Raw genomic sequence first — 19,556 nt, 5'->3', positions numbered from 1 at the left:
AAAGCTTAAGCGGTAACGATGCTGTCGATAGCGGCTTTAGCATCGGTCTGTGCTTTGGTCGCCACTTCCGGACCATAGGCGATACCTTCTGCGAACACGTAGTTCACGTCGGTAATACCGATGAAGCCCAGGAACAGGTTCAGGTAAGGCACCAGCAGATCGGTAGGGGTATCTTTATGGATACCGCCACGGCTGGTCAGTACCACGGCGCGCTTACCGGTGATCAGACCTTCAGGGCCTTTTTCGGTGTAGCGGAACGTGACGCCTGCGCGGGCAACCAGGTCAAAATAGTTCTTCAGCTGGGTTGGGATGTTGAAGTTGTACATTGGCGCAGCGATAACCACCACGTCATGAGCTTTCAGCTCGGCAATCAGTTCGTCGGACAGGGCCAGCGCTTCCTGCTGACGCGGGCTGAGCGGCGCATCGGATGGGCGCAGCGCGCCAACTAATTCTCCGTCCAGAACCGGAACCGGGTTGGCCGCCAGGTCGCGCACGGTGATCTGGTCCGCAGAGTGCTCTTCACGCCATTGTTCAACAAAATAGTCGGAAAGCTGATTAGACTGAGAGTAACCTGCCAGGATGCTGGACTTAAGAACTAATACTTTGCTCATGGGTGATTCCTTTGTTTTTGGTCATTCGGACAGATTGCCCGTTCGCTGAGACTTACTTTATTCACAATCCGATTGCAGTGATAGCGCAATATATCGAACCCTACGTTCATTTTTTTTGAACAAGGCGCGGATAACCGCGATGTGATAATCTAGCGAGAATTCTCGTACAAGACTTTTCCGGCAGTGCGCTGCCATGATGATGACGCTATGCAAAATACAAAACCTTCAGTCTCCTCGTTATCTTCCCGTTTAGAAGCCCTTATGCTGCGCGACCGCCAGCGCTTCTCCCGTCGTATCCACGGCGTGAAGAAGGTGAAAAATCCTGAATCCCAGCAGGCGGTGTTAGATGGCCTGGCACAGGAGATCGAAGCGGCAGCCGGTAAAGTCCTGCTGCGTGAAGCCTCACGTCCGGCGATTACCTATCCGGAAAACCTGCCGGTCAGCCAGAAAAAGCAGGACATTCTCGAAGCCATTCGCGACCACCAGGTTGTTATCGTGGCCGGGGAAACCGGCTCGGGCAAAACAACCCAGCTGCCAAAAATTTGTATGGAGCTGGGCCGCGGTGTGAAAGGGCTGATTGGCCACACGCAGCCTCGTCGCCTTGCGGCACGCACGGTGGCTAACCGTATTGCGGAAGAGCTGCAAACGGAGCCGGGCGGCTGCGTTGGCTACAAGGTGCGTTTCACCGACCACGTCGGCGATAACACCATGGTCAAGCTGATGACCGACGGTATTCTGCTGGCGGAGATCCAGCAGGACAGGCTGCTGATGCAGTACGACACCATCATTATCGATGAGGCCCACGAGCGCAGCCTGAACATCGACTTCCTGCTCGGCTACCTGCGCGAGCTGCTGCCGCGGCGTCCCGACCTGAAAATCATTATTACCTCGGCCACCATCGACCCGGAGCGCTTCTCGCGCCACTTTAACAACGCGCCAATTATTGAAGTCTCTGGCCGTACCTACCCGGTGGAAGTGCGCTATCGCCCGATTGTCGAAGACGCGGACGACACCGACCGCGACCAGCTGCAGGCGATTTTTGACGCGGTTGATGAGCTGGGCCACGAAAGCGCGGGGGATATTCTGATCTTTATGAGCGGCGAGCGCGAAATCCGCGATACCGCCGATGCGCTGAATAAGCTGAATCTGCCGCATACCGAGGTGCTGCCTTTATATGCGCGCCTGTCGAACAGCGAGCAGAACCGCGTGTTCCAGTCACACGCGGGCCGCCGCATCGTGCTGGCTACCAACGTGGCGGAAACCTCGCTGACCGTGCCGGGCATTAAATACGTTATCGATCCTGGTACGGCGCGTATCAGCCGCTACAGCTACCGCACCAAGGTCCAGCGCTTGCCGATTGAGCCGGTTTCCCAGGCTTCGGCCAACCAGCGTAAAGGGCGCTGCGGCCGCGTGTCGGAAGGGATCTGCATCCGGCTTTACTCTGAAGATGACTTCCTGTCGCGCCCGGAGTTTACCGACCCGGAAATTCTGCGCACCAACCTGGCGTCCGTTATCCTGCAAATGACCTCGCTGGGCCTCGGCGATATCGCCGCCTTCCCGTTTGTGGAAGCGCCGGATAAGCGCAATATCCAGGACGGCGTGCGCCTGCTCGAAGAGCTGGGAGCTATCACCAGCGAACAGGATCACAGCGTCTACAAATTAACGCCGTCCGGCCGCCAGCTTGCGCAGCTGCCGGTGGATCCGCGCCTGGCGCGCATGGTGCTCGAAGCGCAGAAGTTTGGCTGCGTGCGTGAAGTAATGATTATTACTTCCGCGCTTTCCATTCAGGATCCGCGTGAGCGCCCGATGGACAAACAGCAGGCGTCGGATGAAAAGCATCGTCGTTTCCACGATAAAGAGTCCGACTTCCTGGCCTATGTGAACCTGTGGAACTATTTGGGCGAACAGCAAAAAGAGCTGTCGTCTAACCAGTTCCGCCGCCAGTGCAAGGTGGACTACCTCAACTACCTGCGCGTGCGCGAGTGGCAGGATATCTACACCCAGCTGCGCCAGGTGGTCAAAGAGCTTGGCCTGTCGATTAACAGCGAGCCGTCGGATTTCCGCTCGGTTCACTGCGCGCTGCTGACGGGGCTGCTGTCGCATATCGGCCAGAAAGATGCCGATAAGCAGGAGTACACCGGGGCGCGCAACGCCCGTTTCTCCATCTTCCCCGGCTCCGGCCTGTTTAAAAAGCCGCCAAAGTGGACGATGGTCGCTGAACTGGTGGAAACCAGCCGCCTGTGGGGGCGCATTGCCGCCCGAATCGACCCGGAATGGGTGGAGCCGCTGGCCCAGCACCTGCTCAAACGCTCCTACAGCGAGCCGCACTGGGAGAAAGCACAGGGCGCGGTGATGGCAACCGAAAAAGTGACGCTGTACGGCCTGCCGATTGTTGCTGCCCGCAGCGTGAACTACAGCCAGATCGATCCGGCGCTGTGCCGCGAACTGTTCATCCGCCACGCGCTGGTTGAAGGGGACTGGCAGACGCGCCACGCGTTCTTCCGGGAAAACCTTAAATTACGCAACGAAATTGAAGAGCTTGAGCATAAGTCCCGCCGCCGCGACATCCTCGTCGACGACGACACGCTGTTCGAGTTTTACGACCAGCGCATTGCCCACGATGTGATCTCCGCCCGCCACTTCGACAACTGGTGGAAAAAGGTCGCTAAAGAGACGCCGGATCTGCTCAACTTCGAAAAGAGCATGCTCATAAAAGAAGGCGCGGAGCAGGTCAGCAAGCTGGACTACCCGAACTTCTGGCATCAGGGCAACCTCAAGCTGCGCCTGACGTATCAGTTTGAGCCGGGCGCGGACGCCGATGGCGTAACCGTCCACATCCCGCTGCCGCTGCTCAACCAGGTGGAAGACGCGGGCTTTGAATGGCAGATCCCGGGCGTGCGCCGGGAGCTGGTTATTGCGCTGATTAAATCGCTGCCCAAGCCGGTGCGCCGCAACTTTGTGCCCGCGCCGAACTACGCCGAGGCATTCCTGGGCCGCGCCACGCCGCTGGAACTGCCGCTGCTGGAAAGCTTAGAGCGCGAGTTCCGCCGCATGTCGGGCGTGACCATCGACCGGGAGGACTGGCACTGGGATCAGGTGCCCGATCACCTGAAAATGACCTTCCGGGTCGTGGATGAGAACAACAAAAAGCTCAAAGAAGGTAAGGATCTGAGCGAGCTGCGCGGCGGCCTGAAGGATAAAGTTCAGCAAACGCTTTCCGCCGTTGCCGATGACGGCATCGAGCAGAGCGGCCTGCACATCTGGAGCTTTGGCGCGCTGCCGGAAAGCTACGAGCAGAAACGCGGTAACTACCGCATGAAGGCTTTCCCGGCGCTGGTGGATGAAAAAGAGAGCGTGGGGATCAGGCTGTTTGATAACCAGCTTGAACAACAGCAGGCCATGTGGCGCGGCCTGCGCCGCCTGCTGCTGCTGAATATCCCGTCGCCGATTAAGTATCTGCACGAGAAGCTGCCGAACAAGGCCAAGCTGGGGCTCTACTTCAACCCGTACGGCAAGGTGATGGATTTAATCGACGACTGCATTTCCTGTGGCGTAGATAAGCTGATTGCCCAGGCGGGCGGCCCGGTATGGACGGAGGAGGGCTTTGCGAAGCTGCATGAGAAGGTGCGCGCAGAACTCAACGAAACCGTGGTGGAAATTGCGAAGCAGGTCGAACAAATTCTTACTGCCGTATTCAATATCAACAAGCGGCTGAAAGGGCGAGTGGATATGACCATGGCGCTGGGGCTGTCGGATGTGAAAGCGCAGATGGCGGGGCTGGTTTATCGCGGTTTCGTTACGGGCAACGGCTATAAGCGGCTGGGCGACACGCTGCGCTACCTGCAGGCTATTGAGAAACGCCTCGAGAAAATGGCTATCGATCCGCATCGTGACCGCGTGCAAATGCTGAAAGTGGAAAGCGTACAGCAGGCCTGGCAGCAGTGGCTCAACAAGCTGCCGCCAAAACGCCGTGAAGACGATGACGTGAAGGAGATCCGCTGGATGATCGAAGAGCTGCGCGTCAGCTTCTTCGCCCAGCAGCTCGGCACGCCTTATCCGATTTCCGACAAGCGCGTGTTGCAGGCGATGGAAGCCATCACCGGCTAATTACTGGAGGAAGAAACTTTTCCAGGCCGGTTTCGTAGGTCGGATAGGCGCCAGCGCCGTCCGACAAATCCAGTCCAAAACTAAAAATGCAATAATCTCCCGCCGGTACCATACTCCTGAGGCGGTCAATTTTTGACCGCCTCACCGGAGTTTCCTCATGAATCGTTTAGCTGACAAAGTTGCCATCGTTACGGGTGCCAGTTCCGGCATTGGTTATGCCACCGCGAAGCTGTTTGCGGCGCAGGGTGCAAAAGTGGTTGTGGGGGCAAGGCGTGAAGCGGAGCTTGCGCGGCTGGTGGATGAAATCAAAGCCGCCGGAGGCGAAGCCGTGTCGCTGGCGGGCGACGTGAGCGATGAGGCTTACGGTAAAGCGCTGGTTGCGAAGGCAGTGGACACCTGGGGGCGGCTGGATATCGCTTTCAACAATGCGGGCACGCTGGGGGAAGCAGGGCCAAGCACCGACGTTTCCGCCGAAGGGTTTGCTAATGCCGTTGCGGTGAATTTAACCGGCTCTTTCCTGGGCGCTAAACATCAGATTGCGGAGATGCTCAAGCACGGCGGCGGCTCGGTGATTTTTACCTCGACGCTGGTCGGCTACACGGTCGCCTTTCCCCAGATGGCCTCTTACGCGGCCAGCAAGGCGGGGCTGATCGGGCTGACCCAGGCGCTGGCCACCGAGTTTGGGCCGAAAAACATTCGCGTCAACGCGCTGCTGCCCGGCGCGGTGGAGACGGATATGTACCGCGAAGCGAATAATACCGCAGAGTCGCAGAACGCCATTGCCAGCCTGCATGCTCTCAAGCGCGTCGGCAAACCGGACGAGATTGCTTATGCCGCGCTGTGGCTCGCCTCGGACGAATCTTCGTTTGTGACGGGCACCGCCTCACTGGTGGATGGCGGCGCGTCGATTAACGGCGGCTGAGAGACAATTTCGGTGGATGACGCTGACGCTTATCCACCCTTTACTTCAATGGGTTACGTAGGTCGGGTACGCGTTGCGTCACCCGACATTCCAGGCCGCTACATTTTGTTTTAGCTCAGGCGGTAATAAGCGTTCGGCAGCATTTTTGCCGGCAGTTCGCTCTCGCCGTTCATATCCCGCAGATCGCGTTCGATGGTATTGCAGATGGCGTCCAGCGCCAGGTCGTTATCCTCCGTCCCAAAAGGATCTTCCAGCTCTTCGGCAAGGCAGTCCAGCGAAATAAAGGTGTAGGAGATAAACACCGACAGAAACGGCGTCATGTAATGCAGGTCGGTCACCAGCGCGAAGGGCAGCATGATGCAGAACAGATAAACCGTGCGGTGCAGGATCAGCGTGTAGGCAAACGGCAGCGGCGTGCTGGCAATGCGCTCGCATCCCCCGGCGATGGCGGAATATTCATTAAGATGGTTATCCAGGCTGCGCCACAGCACATCTGAGATCACGCCCTCCGCCCGCTGCTTCGCCAGCCAGTTCCCCATCAGCAGCAGGATACGGTTACAGGGCGCATGGCTCTGCATCACCCAGGCCAGTTCATCCTCACGCAGCCAGGGCTTCAGAACGGCGTCGATCGGCTTTTTACGCAGCGTCAGCCGCAGGCAGTTGCAGAACGCAACCTGAAGATTCACAAAATAATTGATGTCGTCATCCGTTGCGGCGGGCAGGCTTTTCACCTCGCGCAGCAGCGATCGTGAAGTTATCGCAAGTTGCCCCCACAGCAGGCGCGCCTCGTTGAAACGGGCGTAGCAGGCGCTGTTACGGAAGCCGAGGAAGATGGCAATCGCCACGCCCAGGATGCTGAAGGGTGCCATGGTGAGCTTAATACCCAGCGCTTCATACCACGGCAGGAAGAAGATCACGCAGATGGACAGGACAAGGTTAAGCAGCAGGCGGGAGTAGATCTTTTCCAGCACGGAGCCGTGCCAGACGAACAGGCGGGTAAACCAGTGTTGATGCGGACGAACAATCATAGTGAGGAAGCTCTGAAACAGGACGCCATATTTAACGGCAGAGTGTGAGCCAGATCAATATTTTGTTTCACATGATTTTAACAACATGAATTATTTTCAATAACCATGAATTTTCCTCGTTTGCCGCGCCGCCCGGCGCGTGGCATGCTCGCCTTACAAACAGACGTCCAGACGTCTAAAAATTCAAATAATGAACTATCACCCTGCTAAATTAGTTAGCCGGGCTATCAGGAGAATTCACATGCCGCACGCCACCCGTCACCACGCCCCGTTCCGCGCAGATATCGTCGGCAGCTTTTTACGCCCGGATGCCATTAAAGAAGCACGCCTGCAGTTTGCTGCGGGTGAAATTGATGCGCTTCAGCTGCGTAAAGTTGAAGATGAAGCGATACGCGCATCGGTTGAACAGCAGTGCGCATGCGGCCTGCATGTCGTGACGGACGGCGAATTCCGCCGCGCCTGGTGGCACTTCGATTTCTTCGACGGCCTGCAGGGCGTGGAGCGTTACGAATCAGAAAAGGGGATTCAGTTCAACGGCGTGCAGACTAAAACGCACAGCGTGCGCGTGGTGGGCGAAGTGGCATTTGGTGACCATCCGATGCTGGAGGATTTCCGCTACCTGAAAAGCATCAGCGGTAATGCGGTGCCGAAGATGACCATTCCAAGCCCGAGCGTGCTGCACTTCCGCGGCGGCCGTAACGCCATCGACAGTACAGTTTATCCCGATCTGAACGAGTATTTTGATGACCTGGCCACTACCTGGCGTGATGCGATTCAGGCGTTTTACGCTGCGGGTTGCCGCTATCTGCAGCTGGATGACACCGTATGGGCCTATTTATGTTCCGACGCCCAGCGTAAAGAGATCCGCGAGCGTGGCGATAACCCGGACGAGCTGGCAAAAATCTATGCCCGCGTGCTGAACAAAGCGCTGGAAGGCAAGCCGGAAGACCTGACTGTCGGGCTGCACGTGTGCCGTGGCAATTTCCGCTCCACATGGATCTCCGAAGGTGGCTACGAGCCGGTGGCTGAAGTGCTGTTCGGCAGCGTGAATGTCGATGCGTTCTTCCTGGAATACGACAACGATCGTTCCGGTGATTTCGCACCGCTGCGCTTTGTGCGTCCGGGCAAACAGCAGGTTGTGTTGGGCCTTATCACCACAAAAAATGGCGAGCTGGAGAACCCGGAGCAAATTCAGGCGCGTATTAAGGAAGCCGCGCAGTTTGTGGATATCAGCCAGATTTGCCTCAGCCCGCAGTGCGGTTTCGCCTCCACGGAAGAGGGCAACAGCCTGACGCCCGCGCAGCAGTGGGAGAAGGTGCGCCTGGTGACGGCTATTGCCGATAAGGTCTGGTAAAGGTGTCGGATGACGCTTCGCTTATCCGACCTACGAAAGAGCCAGGTAGGGCGGATAAGCGCGAGCGCCATCCGCCGTTTGTTTTACGAAAGCAGGGCGTTCAACGCTTCAATCTCCGCCCGCCACGCCTGTTGTAACGCTGGTTTCTGGTGCTTCTCCTTACGCGCCAGATCCTCTGCCAGCCTGTCTTCCAGCTCTATCAACCTTTCCAGCAGCGCGTCTGTCTCAGGAGCCACAGCTACGGTTGTGGAAACAGGTTTAACTCCTGTCTCGCCCGTTTCCTCCGCCGTCAGCAGCTCGTACATCCGATCCAGATCGTGCCATTCGCTCAGCTCACCGTTATCCACCAGCCAGAAGCGGTTGCAGCTTTTCGCGATCAGCGTTCTGTCGTGGGTGACCAGCAGCACGCCGCCCTCAAAGGTTTGCAGCGTTTCAGCCAGCGCCTCTTTGCCCTCCATATCAAGGTGGTTCGTTGGCTCATCGAGCATAAGCAGCGAGTAGCGTGCCAGCGTCAGGCCGACGAACAGCAGGCGAGAGCGTTCGCCGCCGCTTAAGGTACTGACCGTCTGCTGATGGCGCAGCCACGGGAAACCCGCGCCGATCAGCGCCATTTTCCTGTCCTGTTCGGTTAAAGGAGCAAAGGGTTCAAGCGCTTCCAGCAGGGAATCCTCATCCCGCAGCTGGTGCAGCGTCTGGTCGTAATAACCCATCTGCGCACGCGGATGAAGGCGGATACCTTCTTCCCGTTCCGGCTGCTGATATTGCTGCCACAGCAGGCGCAGCAGAGAGGATTTACCGCAGCCGTTGCGGCCAATAATCGCCACCCGGTCACCGCTCTTCACGCGCTGTAACGGCAGGCGGAAAAGCGGTTCGGCGTCTGGCGCAGGGCTGACGTACAGGTCTTCCATTTCCAGCAGCCGGTCAGCCTGGAGCCGCTCCCCTCGCAGGATAAGCTGCCACTGATTTCCGGCGCTCAGCTCGGTCTGCTCGTCCTTAAGCTTATCGACGCGTTTTTCCATCTGTTTGGCTTTGCGCGCCAGGTCTTCGTTGTCATACACGCGGCCCCAGACGGCCAGCCGTTTAGCGCTGGCCGCTATGCGGTCAATCTCTTTCTGCTCCGCCAGGTGGCGGTGGGCATCCGTTCGATCCCGCTCTTCTAAGGCCTGCCTGGCCTGTGAACAGGGAAGCTGGAAGAAGCTCAGAGTTTTATCACGCAGGATGCAGGTGCCGTTGGTGACGGCATCCAGCAGATGCTGGTCGTGGGACACCAGCACGAAGCTGCCGCTCCAGCTCTTCAGAAACTGTTCCAGCCACAGCAGGGTGGGCAGATCGAGGTGGTTGCTGGGTTCATCCAGCAGCATGAGATCCGGCTCACTTATCAGCGCACGCGCCAGCAGCAGTCGGGTATGCTGCCCGCCGCTCAGCGTACCGGCGGTGAGATGCCAGTCCTCTTCGCTAAAGCCCATGCCAGCCAGCAGCGCTTCGGCCCGCCAGCTTTCTTCGTGGTGTTCGCAGGCGGGTAGCTGCGCCAGAACCGCCTCGAGCATTGTCAGCGGATGGAGAGATTCCGGCAGATGCTGTTCGACGCGTGCCATCAGGCAGTGGTTTGCGCGGGTTACGCTGCCGCTGTTAGGCGCAAGGGTGCCGTCCAGCAGCTTCAGCAGGGTGCTTTTGCCGCAGCCGTTATGGCCGATAAGACCCAGGCGGTCGCCTTTTTTAAGCGTAAAAGTGATGTCAGCCAGCAGGGGGCCGAAGGCCGTGTCGAGGCTAAGGGATTGTGCGGTTAGTAATGTGCTCATTGTGCTTACTCAAGAGTTGGGCATAGGAATGCCTCGTCATACAAAACTGACGATAACTCAGTAAGCCTGAGGGAAGGATTTAGATTGGGGTGTCTTCGCTCAAGCCGAAGTTATCGCAGCACGGTATCGATAACGCTTGAGCAACGGCGATCGCCAAAAGTATGCAAAACGATAAGCGTTTTACAGTACAGCATGGGGATCCTCCTTATATTCAGCTGGTTGATGAGTGAGTGGATTGTAGCCATGAAACGCACGTTCTGCCAGCGATGAATGATTTGTTAATGATAATCGTTTACTTCTTGTTTTAGATAATGATAATCATTACCACATTCATCAGCCCATCAGGGAGAGTTATGTTTACCGTAACGGATTCAAAACGCCGCGTTTTACCAGTGCTTGCACTTTCAACCCTTCTGTTCTCATCGGCGCTTTTCGCCAACGACAATTTCACCCTTGAGCGCAAGCCGGTAGGCAAGGGCGCCTACGAAATGGCGTTGACCGGCGAGCCAGCCGCGCTGTATGTCGCCACTTCCCAGAGCCGCAAGCTCGATAAGGGCGGCATTGTTTATCGCCTGGATCCGGGCACGCTTGCGGTTAACCAGGTGATCCACAATAACCTTAAACCGTTTGGCGTGGCCGTCAATCACGCGACCGGGACGTTATTCCTGGGCAATACGGTCAACAGCGCGGTTACCGCTGTTGATGTGAAAACGGGTGAGGTGAAGAAGACGCTGGTTCTGGATGCCCGTAAGCGCACGGAAGATATCCGCCCGTTCGCGCCGCGTGAGCTGGTGGTCAACGAAGCGACCGATACCGTTTATGTTGGCGGGCTGGGTAAATCCAGCGTGCTGTGGGTTGTAGACGGCAAAGATTTAACGCTGCGCACCACCATTGAAGGGCTGGGCAAGTCCGCGACCGGTCTGGCCATCGATGCCAAAGCATCGCGCATCTATATGACCAACGCCGATAACGAATTTATCGTGATTGATACCACGACCAACAAGGTGATCGGCCGCACCAAGCTCGACCAGGACGGCGAACACTTTTATCTGAACGTGGCGCTGGATACGGCGAACCATCGAGCGTTTATTACCGATTCCAAATCCCCGCAGCTGCTGGTGGTGGATACCGAAACCAGCAAAGTGATTAAGAAAATCGACCTGCCGGTTTCCCTTGCCGTGCTGTACAACGAGAAGCGTAATGAAGTGTACGTTACGCATCGCGTTGCAGGTCAAGTCAGCGTGATTGACGCGAAAAACCTGAGCGTGGTGGACACCATCGATACGCCTACGCACCCGAACAGCATGGCGCTGTCTGCCGATGGGCAAACGCTGTTCGTGAGCGTCAAGCAGGCGGGTTCCCGTGAAAAAGAGCCGACCAGCCCGGATGAGGTGATCCGTATTAGTTTTAAATAGTCTGCCCGGGTAGGCTAACAAAGCGTCAGCGTCATCCAATGACACTGCCGGATGACGCTGCGCTTATCCGGCCTACGAAACCGTCTCGCCAAATCCCTGAGCGAAGGCGGCTTTCAGATCGTTCATAAATGCCTGCTCGTCCTGGCCTTCGCAGATAAGTTCAATCGTGGTGTTTCCCTTCACGCCCGCGCCGAGAATACTCATCATGCCTTTAATGGGGATCTCCTTGCCGTTATTAACCAGCGTAAGTGACGCCTGATATTGTTTAACGATCTTTGCAAGCGCAGCTGCCGGGCGGGCGTGTAAGCCGGTGCTGTTTACCACGCGTACGGATTGTTTAATCATCTTCTTCTCCTTAAGACGCCTGTCGCAATGCAGGATGCTGTTTATTCATCATCTGAATTTTGGCAAAAACATCCTCTTCCACGGCCTGCTTAGCATTAGCCATGACGCGCGCCAGATTCGCCTCGTTATTATTATTGACCCAGGCTTTGCCTACCGTGGTAATAAATGCTTTGCGCAGGTCGCTTGCGATATTAACTTTGGCTACCTTGTAATTAACGAAGCTGCGCAGTATTTCGGCGTCAATGCCTGAGCCGCCGTGAATAACCAGCGGAATATCAGAAACCTCAGCAATTCGTTGTAATAATGGAATATCAATGCGGGGAATATCTTCCAGGCCGTGCACGTTGCCGATAGAGACTGCCAGCATGTCGCATCCGGTTTCCGCCACGAAGCGGCGAACCTTTTCAGGTTCAGTTTTGCAGTCCGCTTCGCTAACGTGGTCATCCTCTTTGCCCAGAATAGCGCCCAGCTCGGCCTCCACGGGTACGCCAAAGGATTTACAGAAATCAACCGCTTCACGGGTGAAGGCGATGTTCTCTTCGAAGGGCAGCGCGGCACCGTCGATCATCACCGACGTGAAACCGGCCCGCACCGCCTGTTTAACATCCTCCAGCGTTTTACCGTGGTCCAGATGCAGGCTCACCGGCACGTCCATTTTGTCCGCGTGGCGTTTTACTATTTCAAAAATATAGTCATAGCCGGAGAGCTGGGCGTTGGTCGGCGCTATCTGAATAAAATTAGGTAATCCCGACCGTTCAATAGCATTCAGAATTGAAATTGTTGTTTCCAGGTTAGTGGTATTAAATGCGCCTGCGAGCACACGTTTCTCTTTAATACGATCGAGTAAGATCCTGCCGTTGACTAAGGGCATATAAACTCCTGGTAGTTAATTTAGGTTTAAAGGATTAACTGCTTAAACTTCAGCGTTTATGCATAAGGGCCTATACCCTCCTGTCGTAATTTAAAACGATAATATTCCAGCCAGCGCTGCTGATATTCCTTAAGCATTCTGAAGCGAGAAGGATCGGGAAGATACCGTTGCGAAACCACCGCTTCAGGTGGAGGGATGTCAGGGCACGCTATCAGTAACGCGCCCACCGAAACCGTTTCGTCGAAGGCTATCGCCTCAACGGGGCATTGCAGGGCATCCGCTTTGAGCTGTAGCCACAGCGGGTTATGGATTGCCGGACCAATGACCTTCATGGTGGTGCCCGCAGGAATATCAAAGCAGGCATGGCAGTGAAGCAGTTCCATTGTCAGCCCGATAAATACGCTTTCCAGCAGCGTTTCTGCGTCCAGCGTATCGCCAAGTCCGTACAGCAGGCCACGCGTGTTGCGGTTTTTATTGGGCGACCCCGATCCCCGCAGATGTGGAATAAATACGGGTACTTCATTCGGGGACCATTCCGGCTGCCGGTAACGCTGCCGGAGTATTTCCAGCGCCGTTTTAATCTCTCCCTCCGTCAGGCGGAAGGTTCGCTGTACCCATTCCAGCGCGTAGCCGCCCACGGGGAGAGAGGCGAAAAGGGTATAAAACTCCCTGTCCGAATAGCAGCCGTTAGCCAGCTTGTCCCGGCGGGCCTTCTCGTCGAGCTTTGGCTGCTGGTTGAGCAGCAAGATACCCTCGCTTGTACCGGTGGAGTTGAGCACTTCCCCTGGTTTCATCCCTAACGCTCTGGCCCCGACCATGTGATCGTGTCCGGCCAGCACAACGGCAACTTCCTCGGCCAGACCAAGCTCCTGCCTGAGTTCCGCCGTGACCCACCCTGCAACCTCACCGGGGCTAAGCAGGGGAGCCAGGGCGTCAAAGGGGATTTCAAGGATAGCCGCGGCTTCCCTCGACCAGGTCTGCGTGGTGATATCCAGGCACAGCGTCCTGCTTGCCAGCGTGATTTCGGTACGCTGCTGCCCGGTCAGCCACCACAACAGCACCTCGGGGGTATGCAGCCAGCAGATATCGCGTTTTCCACGCAGAGGATAGTTATCCAGCAGCCAGCGCATCTTGAAGGCCGAGTAGTTGCTGTGCGCGGGCAGCCCGGTAATCTCGTAAAGCTTACGGGACTCCGCCTCGCTTAAGCTGGCAAGATAAGCTTCGCCGCGCCGGTCGTACCAGGCCAGCATTGGCGTCAGTATTTCACCGCCGTTATCCACAAACACCCCGGACTCACCAAAGCTGGCAATGCTGATACGAGTAACCGGCAGGGGTGAGAGGGCGACAAGCTCCTGCATCGTGCTCTTTAATGCCTGCCACAGTGCCGCAATATCGAAATCGACATACCCTTCCTGCGACACCAGCTTAGGCGTCGGGAACTTGCGCACGTCCTGTACTGATACGTCACGACAGGCATAACTGCTGACTTTGCAATTGGTGGTGCCGATATCGATGACGAGCGCTGCGCCGTAATCAGGCATACACCGTTCCTTTTGTCAGACGAAACACACCGTAAATCACCAGCGCCATCACCGGTACCAGCCCAATGGCCAGCAGGTTGCCGTTGAAGATTTCCAGCAGCCAGTAGCGGAAGGGGTTGCCGCCGTCAAGGAAGCTGGAGACCTGGCCGCTCGACCCTTCGGCGAGCTTGAAATTGACGTCTTTAGCCATTCCCGTAATAAACGGCGCGATTTTGGAGGCGATCCACAGATCCGCGATAATTACCGGTATGGCCGTAATCACCGCCCGGAAAATGTTTCCCCGACAGGCAAGAACAATCATCGATGCCATCACCGCAAGATTAGCCAGATCCCCCAGCGGTAACACCTGGTTGCCAGGCAGAATGAAGGCGATGAACACGGAGATTGGCGTCAGGATCAGAGCTGTAGAGATGATTGCCGGATTACCGACCGCCACGGCGATATCGAGCCCGATATAGAGATCGTCGCGGCCCGGGTATTTCGCATTAAGGTACTTTTTAATCGCCTCGGATAGCGGAAGCAGCCCCTCCATCAGAATGCGCACCATGCGCGGCAGGATAAACATCACGCCGCCGATGCTGATCCCAAGCAGCAGGATATGCTTGAAGTCATAGCCCGCAATAATCCCCAGCAGCACGCCAAGAATAGTGCCGACCATCATCGGCTCGCCGAAGATGCCGAGCTTTTTCTGAACGTTTTCCGGATCGATATGAATGCGGTTGAGGCCCGGAATATTCTCGATGATTTTGTCGAACAGCAGGCCAATCGGGAAGAAGACCACGGATGACAGCGTGGGCAGGGAAATCCCCTCCAGGCCGAAGTATTTACTGACCAGCGGCGCGGACCAGTCTGCCAGCTTGAGCACAACAATTGCCGCCACTGCCGCCGCGGTCAGGCCCAGAACAAAGCTGCCCGTGCTGTAGTAGACCAGCGTTCCGGCCAGCGCAAAGTGCCAGTAGTTCCACATGTCCACGTCCACCGTGCGCGTTTTATTCAGCGCCAGCATCGCGACGTTAATCAGTATGGTGAGGGGGATCACGAAGGGAGCAATAGGCGATCCCCAGGTAATTGCCGCCAGCGGCGGCCAGCCGAGGTCAACCACCGGCAGGCTGATGCCGGTACGCTCAACCATCGCCTGCGCGGCCGGCCCGACGTTACTGGTGAGGATATCGAAAATCGCGTAGATACCCACGAAGCCAATCCCGACAATTAAAGAAGAGCGCAGCGCCTTCGCCGGTTTGACTTTGAAAAACAAAGCCAGAAAAAACAGCACCAGCGGCAATAAGACCGTCGGGCCAAAGCCCAGCACGTATTGCACTATGGTGTACAGGGTGTGTGCTAAATCATTCATGGCAGACCTCTTTTTCAGGTATAGCCAGACCTCGCGTTAGCGCCTGGATTACTGTGCTGAAGTTTTATTATTTATAGGGTTAAGCGTTTTCCCTGAGAATACTCACTATTTTCTCGAGGACTTTTTCCTCGCCAATACCGGTAATTATCGGCAGGCCGTTGACTACGGGAATATCGAGTTCATAGGGGACTTTGGTCGTTGAGACAATTAGCGTGGCGCCATCCGTATTATTAGGTAAAGAGGCGACGTTAGTTTGTGAATAATCAACTTTTAAACCGTGCTCTTTACAATATTCCATGACCTTTTCGGTAACGGCGGTGGATGTGGCAATACCCGTGGCGCAAACAAACAGGATCATCTGGCTCATACTTCACTCCTCGCTGAAATTTTGTCTAAAATGGACTGGTAGATTTCCTCGTCATTCATGACGAGAAGCTGCTGCATAAATTGCTCATCCTGAATGACATCCATGATCCAGCCCAGGACGTTGAGCTGTTTGTTACTTTCTCCCAGCGCCAGCATAAAGATGACCCGCACGGGGACAGGCTCTGGCTCGCCGCCCATCTCTTCAAACAGCACTGTCTCAGGCAGAATGCCAATACTTATCGCATTCTGACGCACGTGCTTGTGGTCGGTATGGGGGATAGCAACACCCACCGGCTCCACCGGCAGCCCTGTGGGAAACGTCTGCTCGCGGGTAATAACATGGTCGGCGAAATCAGCCGCTACCATTTCATCCCCAATCAGCGGTGCCGCAATTTTTCGAATGAGTTCATGCTGACTCAGCCCCGGCGGAGTGTGCTGCACATAATGACGACGGAAATTAATGCCCTGCATGCTTTATCCTCTTTATTAGTTAACGTCCCGGCGCTGTAATATTGTCCCAAGATAATATTTATTGCCTTTCAACCAGACGTTGCCAAATTCAACGGGCGATCCTCTTTTGAAAAATACCAGCTGTTCAAGATGTAAAACCGGTGCATCTTCACTGATATCGAGATAGTGGCCGCGATCGTTACCAATTAATCGTGCTGCGTAACGGCTTTCTGAATACTGAATTTTATTGTTCGATAATCTTTCTATCGTCGGGAATAAGTTTTCCTTTGTGAAATCGACCTCTGTAATACCGGGGCAGAGCTCAATATTAATTCTGTTCTCAATGAGCATGACTTTCTCGTCGCCAATGGAACGCAGGCGCTCAAGAAACAGGATGTCCTGACCGGGCTTGATCCCCAGCTTTTCTGCTACAAGCCTGTTGGCCGGTTCAATCCTTGAGGTAATCACGCTGGTGGAAAAGTTAATCTTCTGGCTTTGCAGCGCCTCAGCGAAAGATAACAGGCCTTCTCCAAGCGGGTAGGCCAGGTTCTCTTTCTTAACGAAGGTTCCTTTTCCCTGCACCTGCACCAGCAGGCCTTCGCGGACCAACTGGTTGACCGCCTTTTTCACCGTACCCCGGCTGACGTCCAGCATATCCATGATCTGGAATTCGGACGGAATGCGGTCGTCTTCGGCCAGATCGCCACTATAGATATTTTCCCTGATCCACTCCACTACCTGCTGGTAGAGGGGTATCTGTGAACTCTTACTCAACGTTTTCATGGTGCGCACCTGAACATTAAGAGTTGTCTATGGACAATCATGTACAACTTCGAGTTTATGATAGGGAATTCTTACGCGGAGGGGATGCGGGGGAGTCACAGTTTGGGGAACGCATTCGTGATCAATTTTCTGTGATGTATATCACGCCATGGTATTGGGCATTTCAACAAGCAGTGGCGAATAAACGAAAGCGCAAGTTTTCGGTTAGCTAAATTTCTGCATAGCTTTGCCAGGCGAAAAGTCTATTGATATAAATATCGATTCTTTTAAGTGTTAATTTTCTGTTTCTATACTGCGGATCCATTTCACAATAAGGGTCTGCCGCTATGACAACCATTTCTGTTGATACTGATTTTCCTGATCTGACCATTCGCCGCGTGGCCGGTAATATCGGCGCTGAAATTCTGGATATTAAAATTTCGCCGGATATCGACGCGGCTATCTTTGCCCAGATCGAAGCCGCGCTGGTGAAATATAAAGTTCTCTTTTTCCGTAACCAGACGCAGCTTACCGATGAAAGCCACCAGGCCTTTGGCGCGCGCTTCGGCAAAATTGTCGCGCATCCGACCGTTCCTGCACCGACCGGCACCAAACTCTTCGAGCTGGATGCTTCTAAAGGCGGCGGCAGGGCGGACTCCTGGCATACCGACGTTACGTTTGTGGAAGCCTTCCCCAAAATCTCCATTCTGCGCGGCGTAAAAATCCCCGAGTACGGCGGCGATACCGTCTGGGCGAATACCGCCACCGCCTACGAAAAACTGCCTGAAGAGTTGAAGCGTTTCGCCGAGAGCCTGCGTGCCGTGCACAGCAACGACTACGACTACGGCGCAGAGCGCATTGTCGCCGAACAGCAGCGATTGGATCACCATCGCAAAGTGTTTGTTTCCGCAGTGTATGAAGCCGAGCATCCGGTTGTTCACGTTCATCCAGTTAGCGGCGAAAAAGCTCTGCTGCTGGGCCATTTCTTTAAGCGCCTGTCCGGTTTCAGCAGCCGCGAGTCCGCACGCCTGTTCGAACTGCTGCAAAACCGCGTCATCCAGCTGGAAAATACCGTGCGCTGGCGCTGGCAGCAGGACGATGTGGTCATCTGGGATAACCGCGCAACCCAGCATTATGCGGTTAACGACTACGGCAATCAGCCGCGCCTGGTGCGCCGCGTAACCATTGAAGGCGATGCCGCCGTTGCCGTTGACGGCACGCGCAGCCGCACGGTTTCCCATCCTGCACAGCAGTCGCCGGTTAGCGCCGTAGCCTGACAGCCGATAATAAAAAGGATAATGATGATGCAACGTCGAGATTTATTGAAGGCGATGGCTGCCTTTGGGGTATACGCCATGGTGCCCGCGTTCGCCCGCGGGGCCAACGGCGCGAAAAAATACGAGGGCGTAACGCTGAATGTCTCGACGTTTAGCACCGCTTATCCAACCCTGCTGCGCCAGTGGCTGCCGGAGTTCGAGGCGCTGACCGGCGCAAAGGTCAACTTCGACACGCCGTCCTTCCCGGTGTACAACCAGCGGGCGGATCTGGAGCTGTCCACCCGAGGCTCGGCCTATGACGTGGTGAACGTCACCTTTATCTACACCAGCCGCTGGATTAACTCCGGCTGGCTGACGCCGCTCGACGAGTTTATCGCCAACCCGAACCTGACCAGCGCCGAGTGGGACGTGCATGACTTCCTGCAGGGCGGCCTGGTGCCGGAAACGGGGCGCGACGGCAAGCTGTATGGCATTCCGTGGGTGGTAGAAGGAATGCTGGCAGGCTCTTCGCGCTTTGACCTGGTGACCGAGGCGGGCTTCAAATTCCCGGATACCACTGACGATCTGCTTAAAGTTTTACAGGCGGTCAACAAGAAGCAGCGCGTGGCGGGTTACGTAACGGATAACCACTACGGCTGGACGTTTATTCCCTATCTACAGGCCTTCGGCGGCAACGTATTCCGCAATCCGCCTGACGATCTGTTCCCGACGCTGGATACGCCGGAAGCCGTTGCCGCCGCGGATTATTTTGCCCGTCTGATCCGCGAGTTCGGCCCGAACGGCGGCCTGACCTATACCGCCGATCAGTCCACCCAGGCGCTGAAACTTGGCCGGGTTAACTTCTCCGACTCCAGCCAGGCCTATCTGGCCCAGCTTGGCGATCCGGCGTCCTCGCGCACCCTGAAAACGGTGAACTTCGGCCAGATGGTGCAGGGACCAGCGGGGCGCTTCCCCGGCATGGCGGTTCATGCGCTGGGCATTCCGGCAGGTTCGAAGAACAAAGAGGCCGCGTGGGCGTTTATCCAGTGGGCGCTTTCGAAGCAGAACACCCAACGGGCGGTGGCGGCGGGCTACGGGTCGCCTACAAGGCGCAGCGATATCGATTCGCAGGCGTTCCGCAGCAGGCAGATCATCAACGGCGTTGACCTGGCGCAGCTCTCCCTGAGCGCGGTCGACCGCGCGGCCCAGGGCGGCTACATGAAATACCGCACGGTGGACGTATTCCCGCAGGTCGACCAGCAGCTCAATAAGGCTATCGCCCTGATTGTCTCCGGCCAGCTTTCGGCAAAACAGGCGATGCAGCAGGCACAGAGCGCGTCGATTGCCGATCTCAAACGCTCCGGCGCGAAGATCTGAG

The 19,556-nt window shown here is 56.0% G+C and carries 16 protein-coding genes; 6 read left to right on the top strand and 10 right to left on the bottom strand.

Annotation, left to right across the window (positions count from 1 at the left end):
• Window positions 1–5: 5 nt before the first annotated feature.
• Window positions 6–611 carry an FMN-dependent NADH-azoreductase gene (gene azoR / locus HYQ67_RS04770; RefSeq protein WP_202301896.1) on the bottom strand — a complete coding sequence of 202 codons (606 nt, stop codon included), beginning with the start codon at window positions 609–611 and terminating at the stop codon, window positions 6–8.
• Between the two features lie 207 nt (window positions 612–818).
• On the opposite strand from azoR, the gene hrpA reads away from it, so the two are divergent.
• Window positions 819–4,718: an ATP-dependent RNA helicase HrpA gene (gene hrpA / locus HYQ67_RS04765; RefSeq protein WP_202301895.1), complete on the top strand. Its 3,900-nt coding sequence runs from the start codon at window positions 819–821 to the stop codon at window positions 4,716–4,718.
• A gap of 157 nt (window positions 4,719–4,875) precedes the next feature.
• A complete protein-coding gene (locus HYQ67_RS04760; RefSeq protein WP_202301894.1) occupies window positions 4,876–5,640 on the top strand; it encodes an SDR family oxidoreductase in 765 nt (254 codons plus the stop codon).
• Window positions 5,641–5,750: 110 nt separating this feature from the next.
• Here HYQ67_RS04760 and HYQ67_RS04755 read toward each other — a convergent pair whose 3' ends face one another.
• A complete protein-coding gene (locus HYQ67_RS04755; RefSeq protein WP_202301892.1) occupies window positions 5,751–6,668 on the bottom strand; it encodes a bestrophin family protein in 918 nt (305 codons plus the stop codon).
• A 241-nt stretch (window positions 6,669–6,909) separates the two neighbouring features.
• Here HYQ67_RS04755 and HYQ67_RS04750 point away from each other — a divergent pair, with 241 nt between their 5' ends.
• On the top strand, window positions 6,910–8,022 hold the full coding sequence (locus tag HYQ67_RS04750; RefSeq protein WP_202301890.1) for a cobalamin-independent methionine synthase II family protein: 1,113 nt from the start codon (window positions 6,910–6,912) through the stop codon (window positions 8,020–8,022).
• Window positions 8,023–8,105: 83 nt separating this feature from the next.
• On the opposite strand, the gene HYQ67_RS04745 is transcribed toward HYQ67_RS04750, so the two are convergent.
• The gene (locus HYQ67_RS04745) at window positions 8,106–9,821 is read right to left on the bottom strand and encodes an ABC-F family ATP-binding cassette domain-containing protein (protein ID WP_202301888.1); all 1,716 of its coding nucleotides are present in this window, start codon (window positions 9,819–9,821) and stop codon (window positions 8,106–8,108) included.
• Window positions 9,822–10,174: 353 nt separating this feature from the next.
• Here HYQ67_RS04745 and yncE point away from each other — a divergent pair, with 353 nt between their 5' ends.
• A complete protein-coding gene (gene yncE, locus HYQ67_RS04740) occupies window positions 10,175–11,236 on the top strand; it encodes a 7-bladed beta-propeller protein YncE (RefSeq protein WP_202301886.1) in 1,062 nt (353 codons plus the stop codon).
• A gap of 72 nt (window positions 11,237–11,308) precedes the next feature.
• On the opposite strand, the gene HYQ67_RS04735 is transcribed toward yncE, so the two are convergent.
• The 7 genes from HYQ67_RS04735 to HYQ67_RS04705 form a co-directional block, all read right to left on the bottom strand.
• Window positions 11,309–11,581 (bottom strand): HPr family phosphocarrier protein, encoded by a 273-nt coding sequence (locus HYQ67_RS04735; protein WP_202301884.1) that lies wholly within the window; start codon window positions 11,579–11,581, stop codon window positions 11,309–11,311.
• Between the two features lie 10 nt (window positions 11,582–11,591).
• Window positions 11,592–12,452 (bottom strand): class II aldolase, encoded by an 861-nt coding sequence (locus HYQ67_RS04730; protein ID WP_202301882.1) that lies wholly within the window; start codon window positions 12,450–12,452, stop codon window positions 11,592–11,594.
• A gap of 56 nt (window positions 12,453–12,508) precedes the next feature.
• Window positions 12,509–13,993: an FGGY-family carbohydrate kinase gene (locus HYQ67_RS04725; RefSeq protein WP_202301880.1), complete on the bottom strand. Its 1,485-nt coding sequence runs from the start codon at window positions 13,991–13,993 to the stop codon at window positions 12,509–12,511.
• Window positions 13,986–15,344, bottom strand: coding sequence for a PTS galactitol transporter subunit IIC (locus tag HYQ67_RS04720; protein ID WP_202301878.1), 1,359 nt, complete (start codon window positions 15,342–15,344; stop codon window positions 13,986–13,988). The genes HYQ67_RS04725 and HYQ67_RS04720 overlap by 8 nt, the downstream gene beginning before the upstream one ends.
• A gap of 79 nt (window positions 15,345–15,423) precedes the next feature.
• The gene (locus HYQ67_RS04715) at window positions 15,424–15,711 is read right to left on the bottom strand and encodes a PTS sugar transporter subunit IIB (protein ID WP_202301876.1); all 288 of its coding nucleotides are present in this window, start codon (window positions 15,709–15,711) and stop codon (window positions 15,424–15,426) included.
• Window positions 15,708–16,181: a PTS sugar transporter subunit IIA gene (locus HYQ67_RS04710; RefSeq protein ID WP_202301874.1), complete on the bottom strand. Its 474-nt coding sequence runs from the start codon at window positions 16,179–16,181 to the stop codon at window positions 15,708–15,710. The genes HYQ67_RS04715 and HYQ67_RS04710 overlap by 4 nt, the downstream gene beginning before the upstream one ends.
• Before the next feature lie 15 nt (window positions 16,182–16,196).
• Window positions 16,197–16,943 (bottom strand): GntR family transcriptional regulator, encoded by a 747-nt coding sequence (locus HYQ67_RS04705; RefSeq protein ID WP_202301872.1) that lies wholly within the window; start codon window positions 16,941–16,943, stop codon window positions 16,197–16,199.
• A gap of 326 nt (window positions 16,944–17,269) precedes the next feature.
• Here HYQ67_RS04705 and HYQ67_RS04700 point away from each other — a divergent pair, with 326 nt between their 5' ends.
• Window positions 17,270–18,199 carry a TauD/TfdA dioxygenase family protein gene (locus HYQ67_RS04700; protein WP_202301870.1) on the top strand — a complete coding sequence of 310 codons (930 nt, stop codon included), beginning with the start codon at window positions 17,270–17,272 and terminating at the stop codon, window positions 18,197–18,199.
• A 24-nt stretch (window positions 18,200–18,223) separates the two neighbouring features.
• A complete protein-coding gene (locus HYQ67_RS04695; RefSeq protein WP_202301868.1) occupies window positions 18,224–19,555 on the top strand; it encodes an ABC transporter substrate-binding protein in 1,332 nt (443 codons plus the stop codon).
• Window position 19,556 lies beyond the last annotated feature (1 nt).

The sequence above is a fragment of the Dryocola clanedunensis subsp. sulfonylureivorans genome (assembly GCF_016756775.1).
GTDB lineage: Bacteria > Pseudomonadota > Gammaproteobacteria > Enterobacterales > Enterobacteriaceae > Dryocola > Dryocola clanedunensis.
Note: the sequence above shows the minus strand (reverse complement) of the source record. Positions and strands in the feature narration are given on the sequence as shown.

Coding starts and splice junctions, on each gene's coding strand:
- HYQ67_RS04715 (WP_202301876.1), bottom strand. CDS start 15,711: ATGAGCCAGATGATCCTGTTTGTTTGCGCCACGGGTATTGCCACATCC.
- azoR (WP_202301896.1), bottom strand. CDS start 611: ATGAGCAAAGTATTAGTTCTTAAGTCCAGCATCCTGGCAGGTTACTCT.
- HYQ67_RS04735 (WP_202301884.1), bottom strand. CDS start 11,581: ATGATTAAACAATCCGTACGCGTGGTAAACAGCACCGGCTTACACGCC.
- HYQ67_RS04710 (WP_202301874.1), bottom strand. CDS start 16,181: ATGCAGGGCATTAATTTCCGTCGTCATTATGTGCAGCACACTCCGCCG.
- HYQ67_RS04750 (WP_202301890.1), top strand. CDS start 6,910: ATGCCGCACGCCACCCGTCACCACGCCCCGTTCCGCGCAGATATCGTC.
- yncE (WP_202301886.1), top strand. CDS start 10,175: ATGTTTACCGTAACGGATTCAAAACGCCGCGTTTTACCAGTGCTTGCA.
- HYQ67_RS04725 (WP_202301880.1), bottom strand. CDS start 13,993: ATGCCTGATTACGGCGCAGCGCTCGTCATCGATATCGGCACCACCAAT.
- HYQ67_RS04760 (WP_202301894.1), top strand. CDS start 4,876: ATGAATCGTTTAGCTGACAAAGTTGCCATCGTTACGGGTGCCAGTTCC.
- HYQ67_RS04705 (WP_202301872.1), bottom strand. CDS start 16,943: ATGAAAACGTTGAGTAAGAGTTCACAGATACCCCTCTACCAGCAGGTA.
- HYQ67_RS04720 (WP_202301878.1), bottom strand. CDS start 15,344: ATGAATGATTTAGCACACACCCTGTACACCATAGTGCAATACGTGCTG.
- HYQ67_RS04695 (WP_202301868.1), top strand. CDS start 18,224: ATGATGCAACGTCGAGATTTATTGAAGGCGATGGCTGCCTTTGGGGTA.
- HYQ67_RS04700 (WP_202301870.1), top strand. CDS start 17,270: ATGACAACCATTTCTGTTGATACTGATTTTCCTGATCTGACCATTCGC.
- HYQ67_RS04755 (WP_202301892.1), bottom strand. CDS start 6,668: ATGATTGTTCGTCCGCATCAACACTGGTTTACCCGCCTGTTCGTCTGG.
- HYQ67_RS04745 (WP_202301888.1), bottom strand. CDS start 9,821: ATGAGCACATTACTAACCGCACAATCCCTTAGCCTCGACACGGCCTTC.
- HYQ67_RS04730 (WP_202301882.1), bottom strand. CDS start 12,452: ATGCCCTTAGTCAACGGCAGGATCTTACTCGATCGTATTAAAGAGAAA.
- hrpA (WP_202301895.1), top strand. CDS start 819: ATGCAAAATACAAAACCTTCAGTCTCCTCGTTATCTTCCCGTTTAGAA.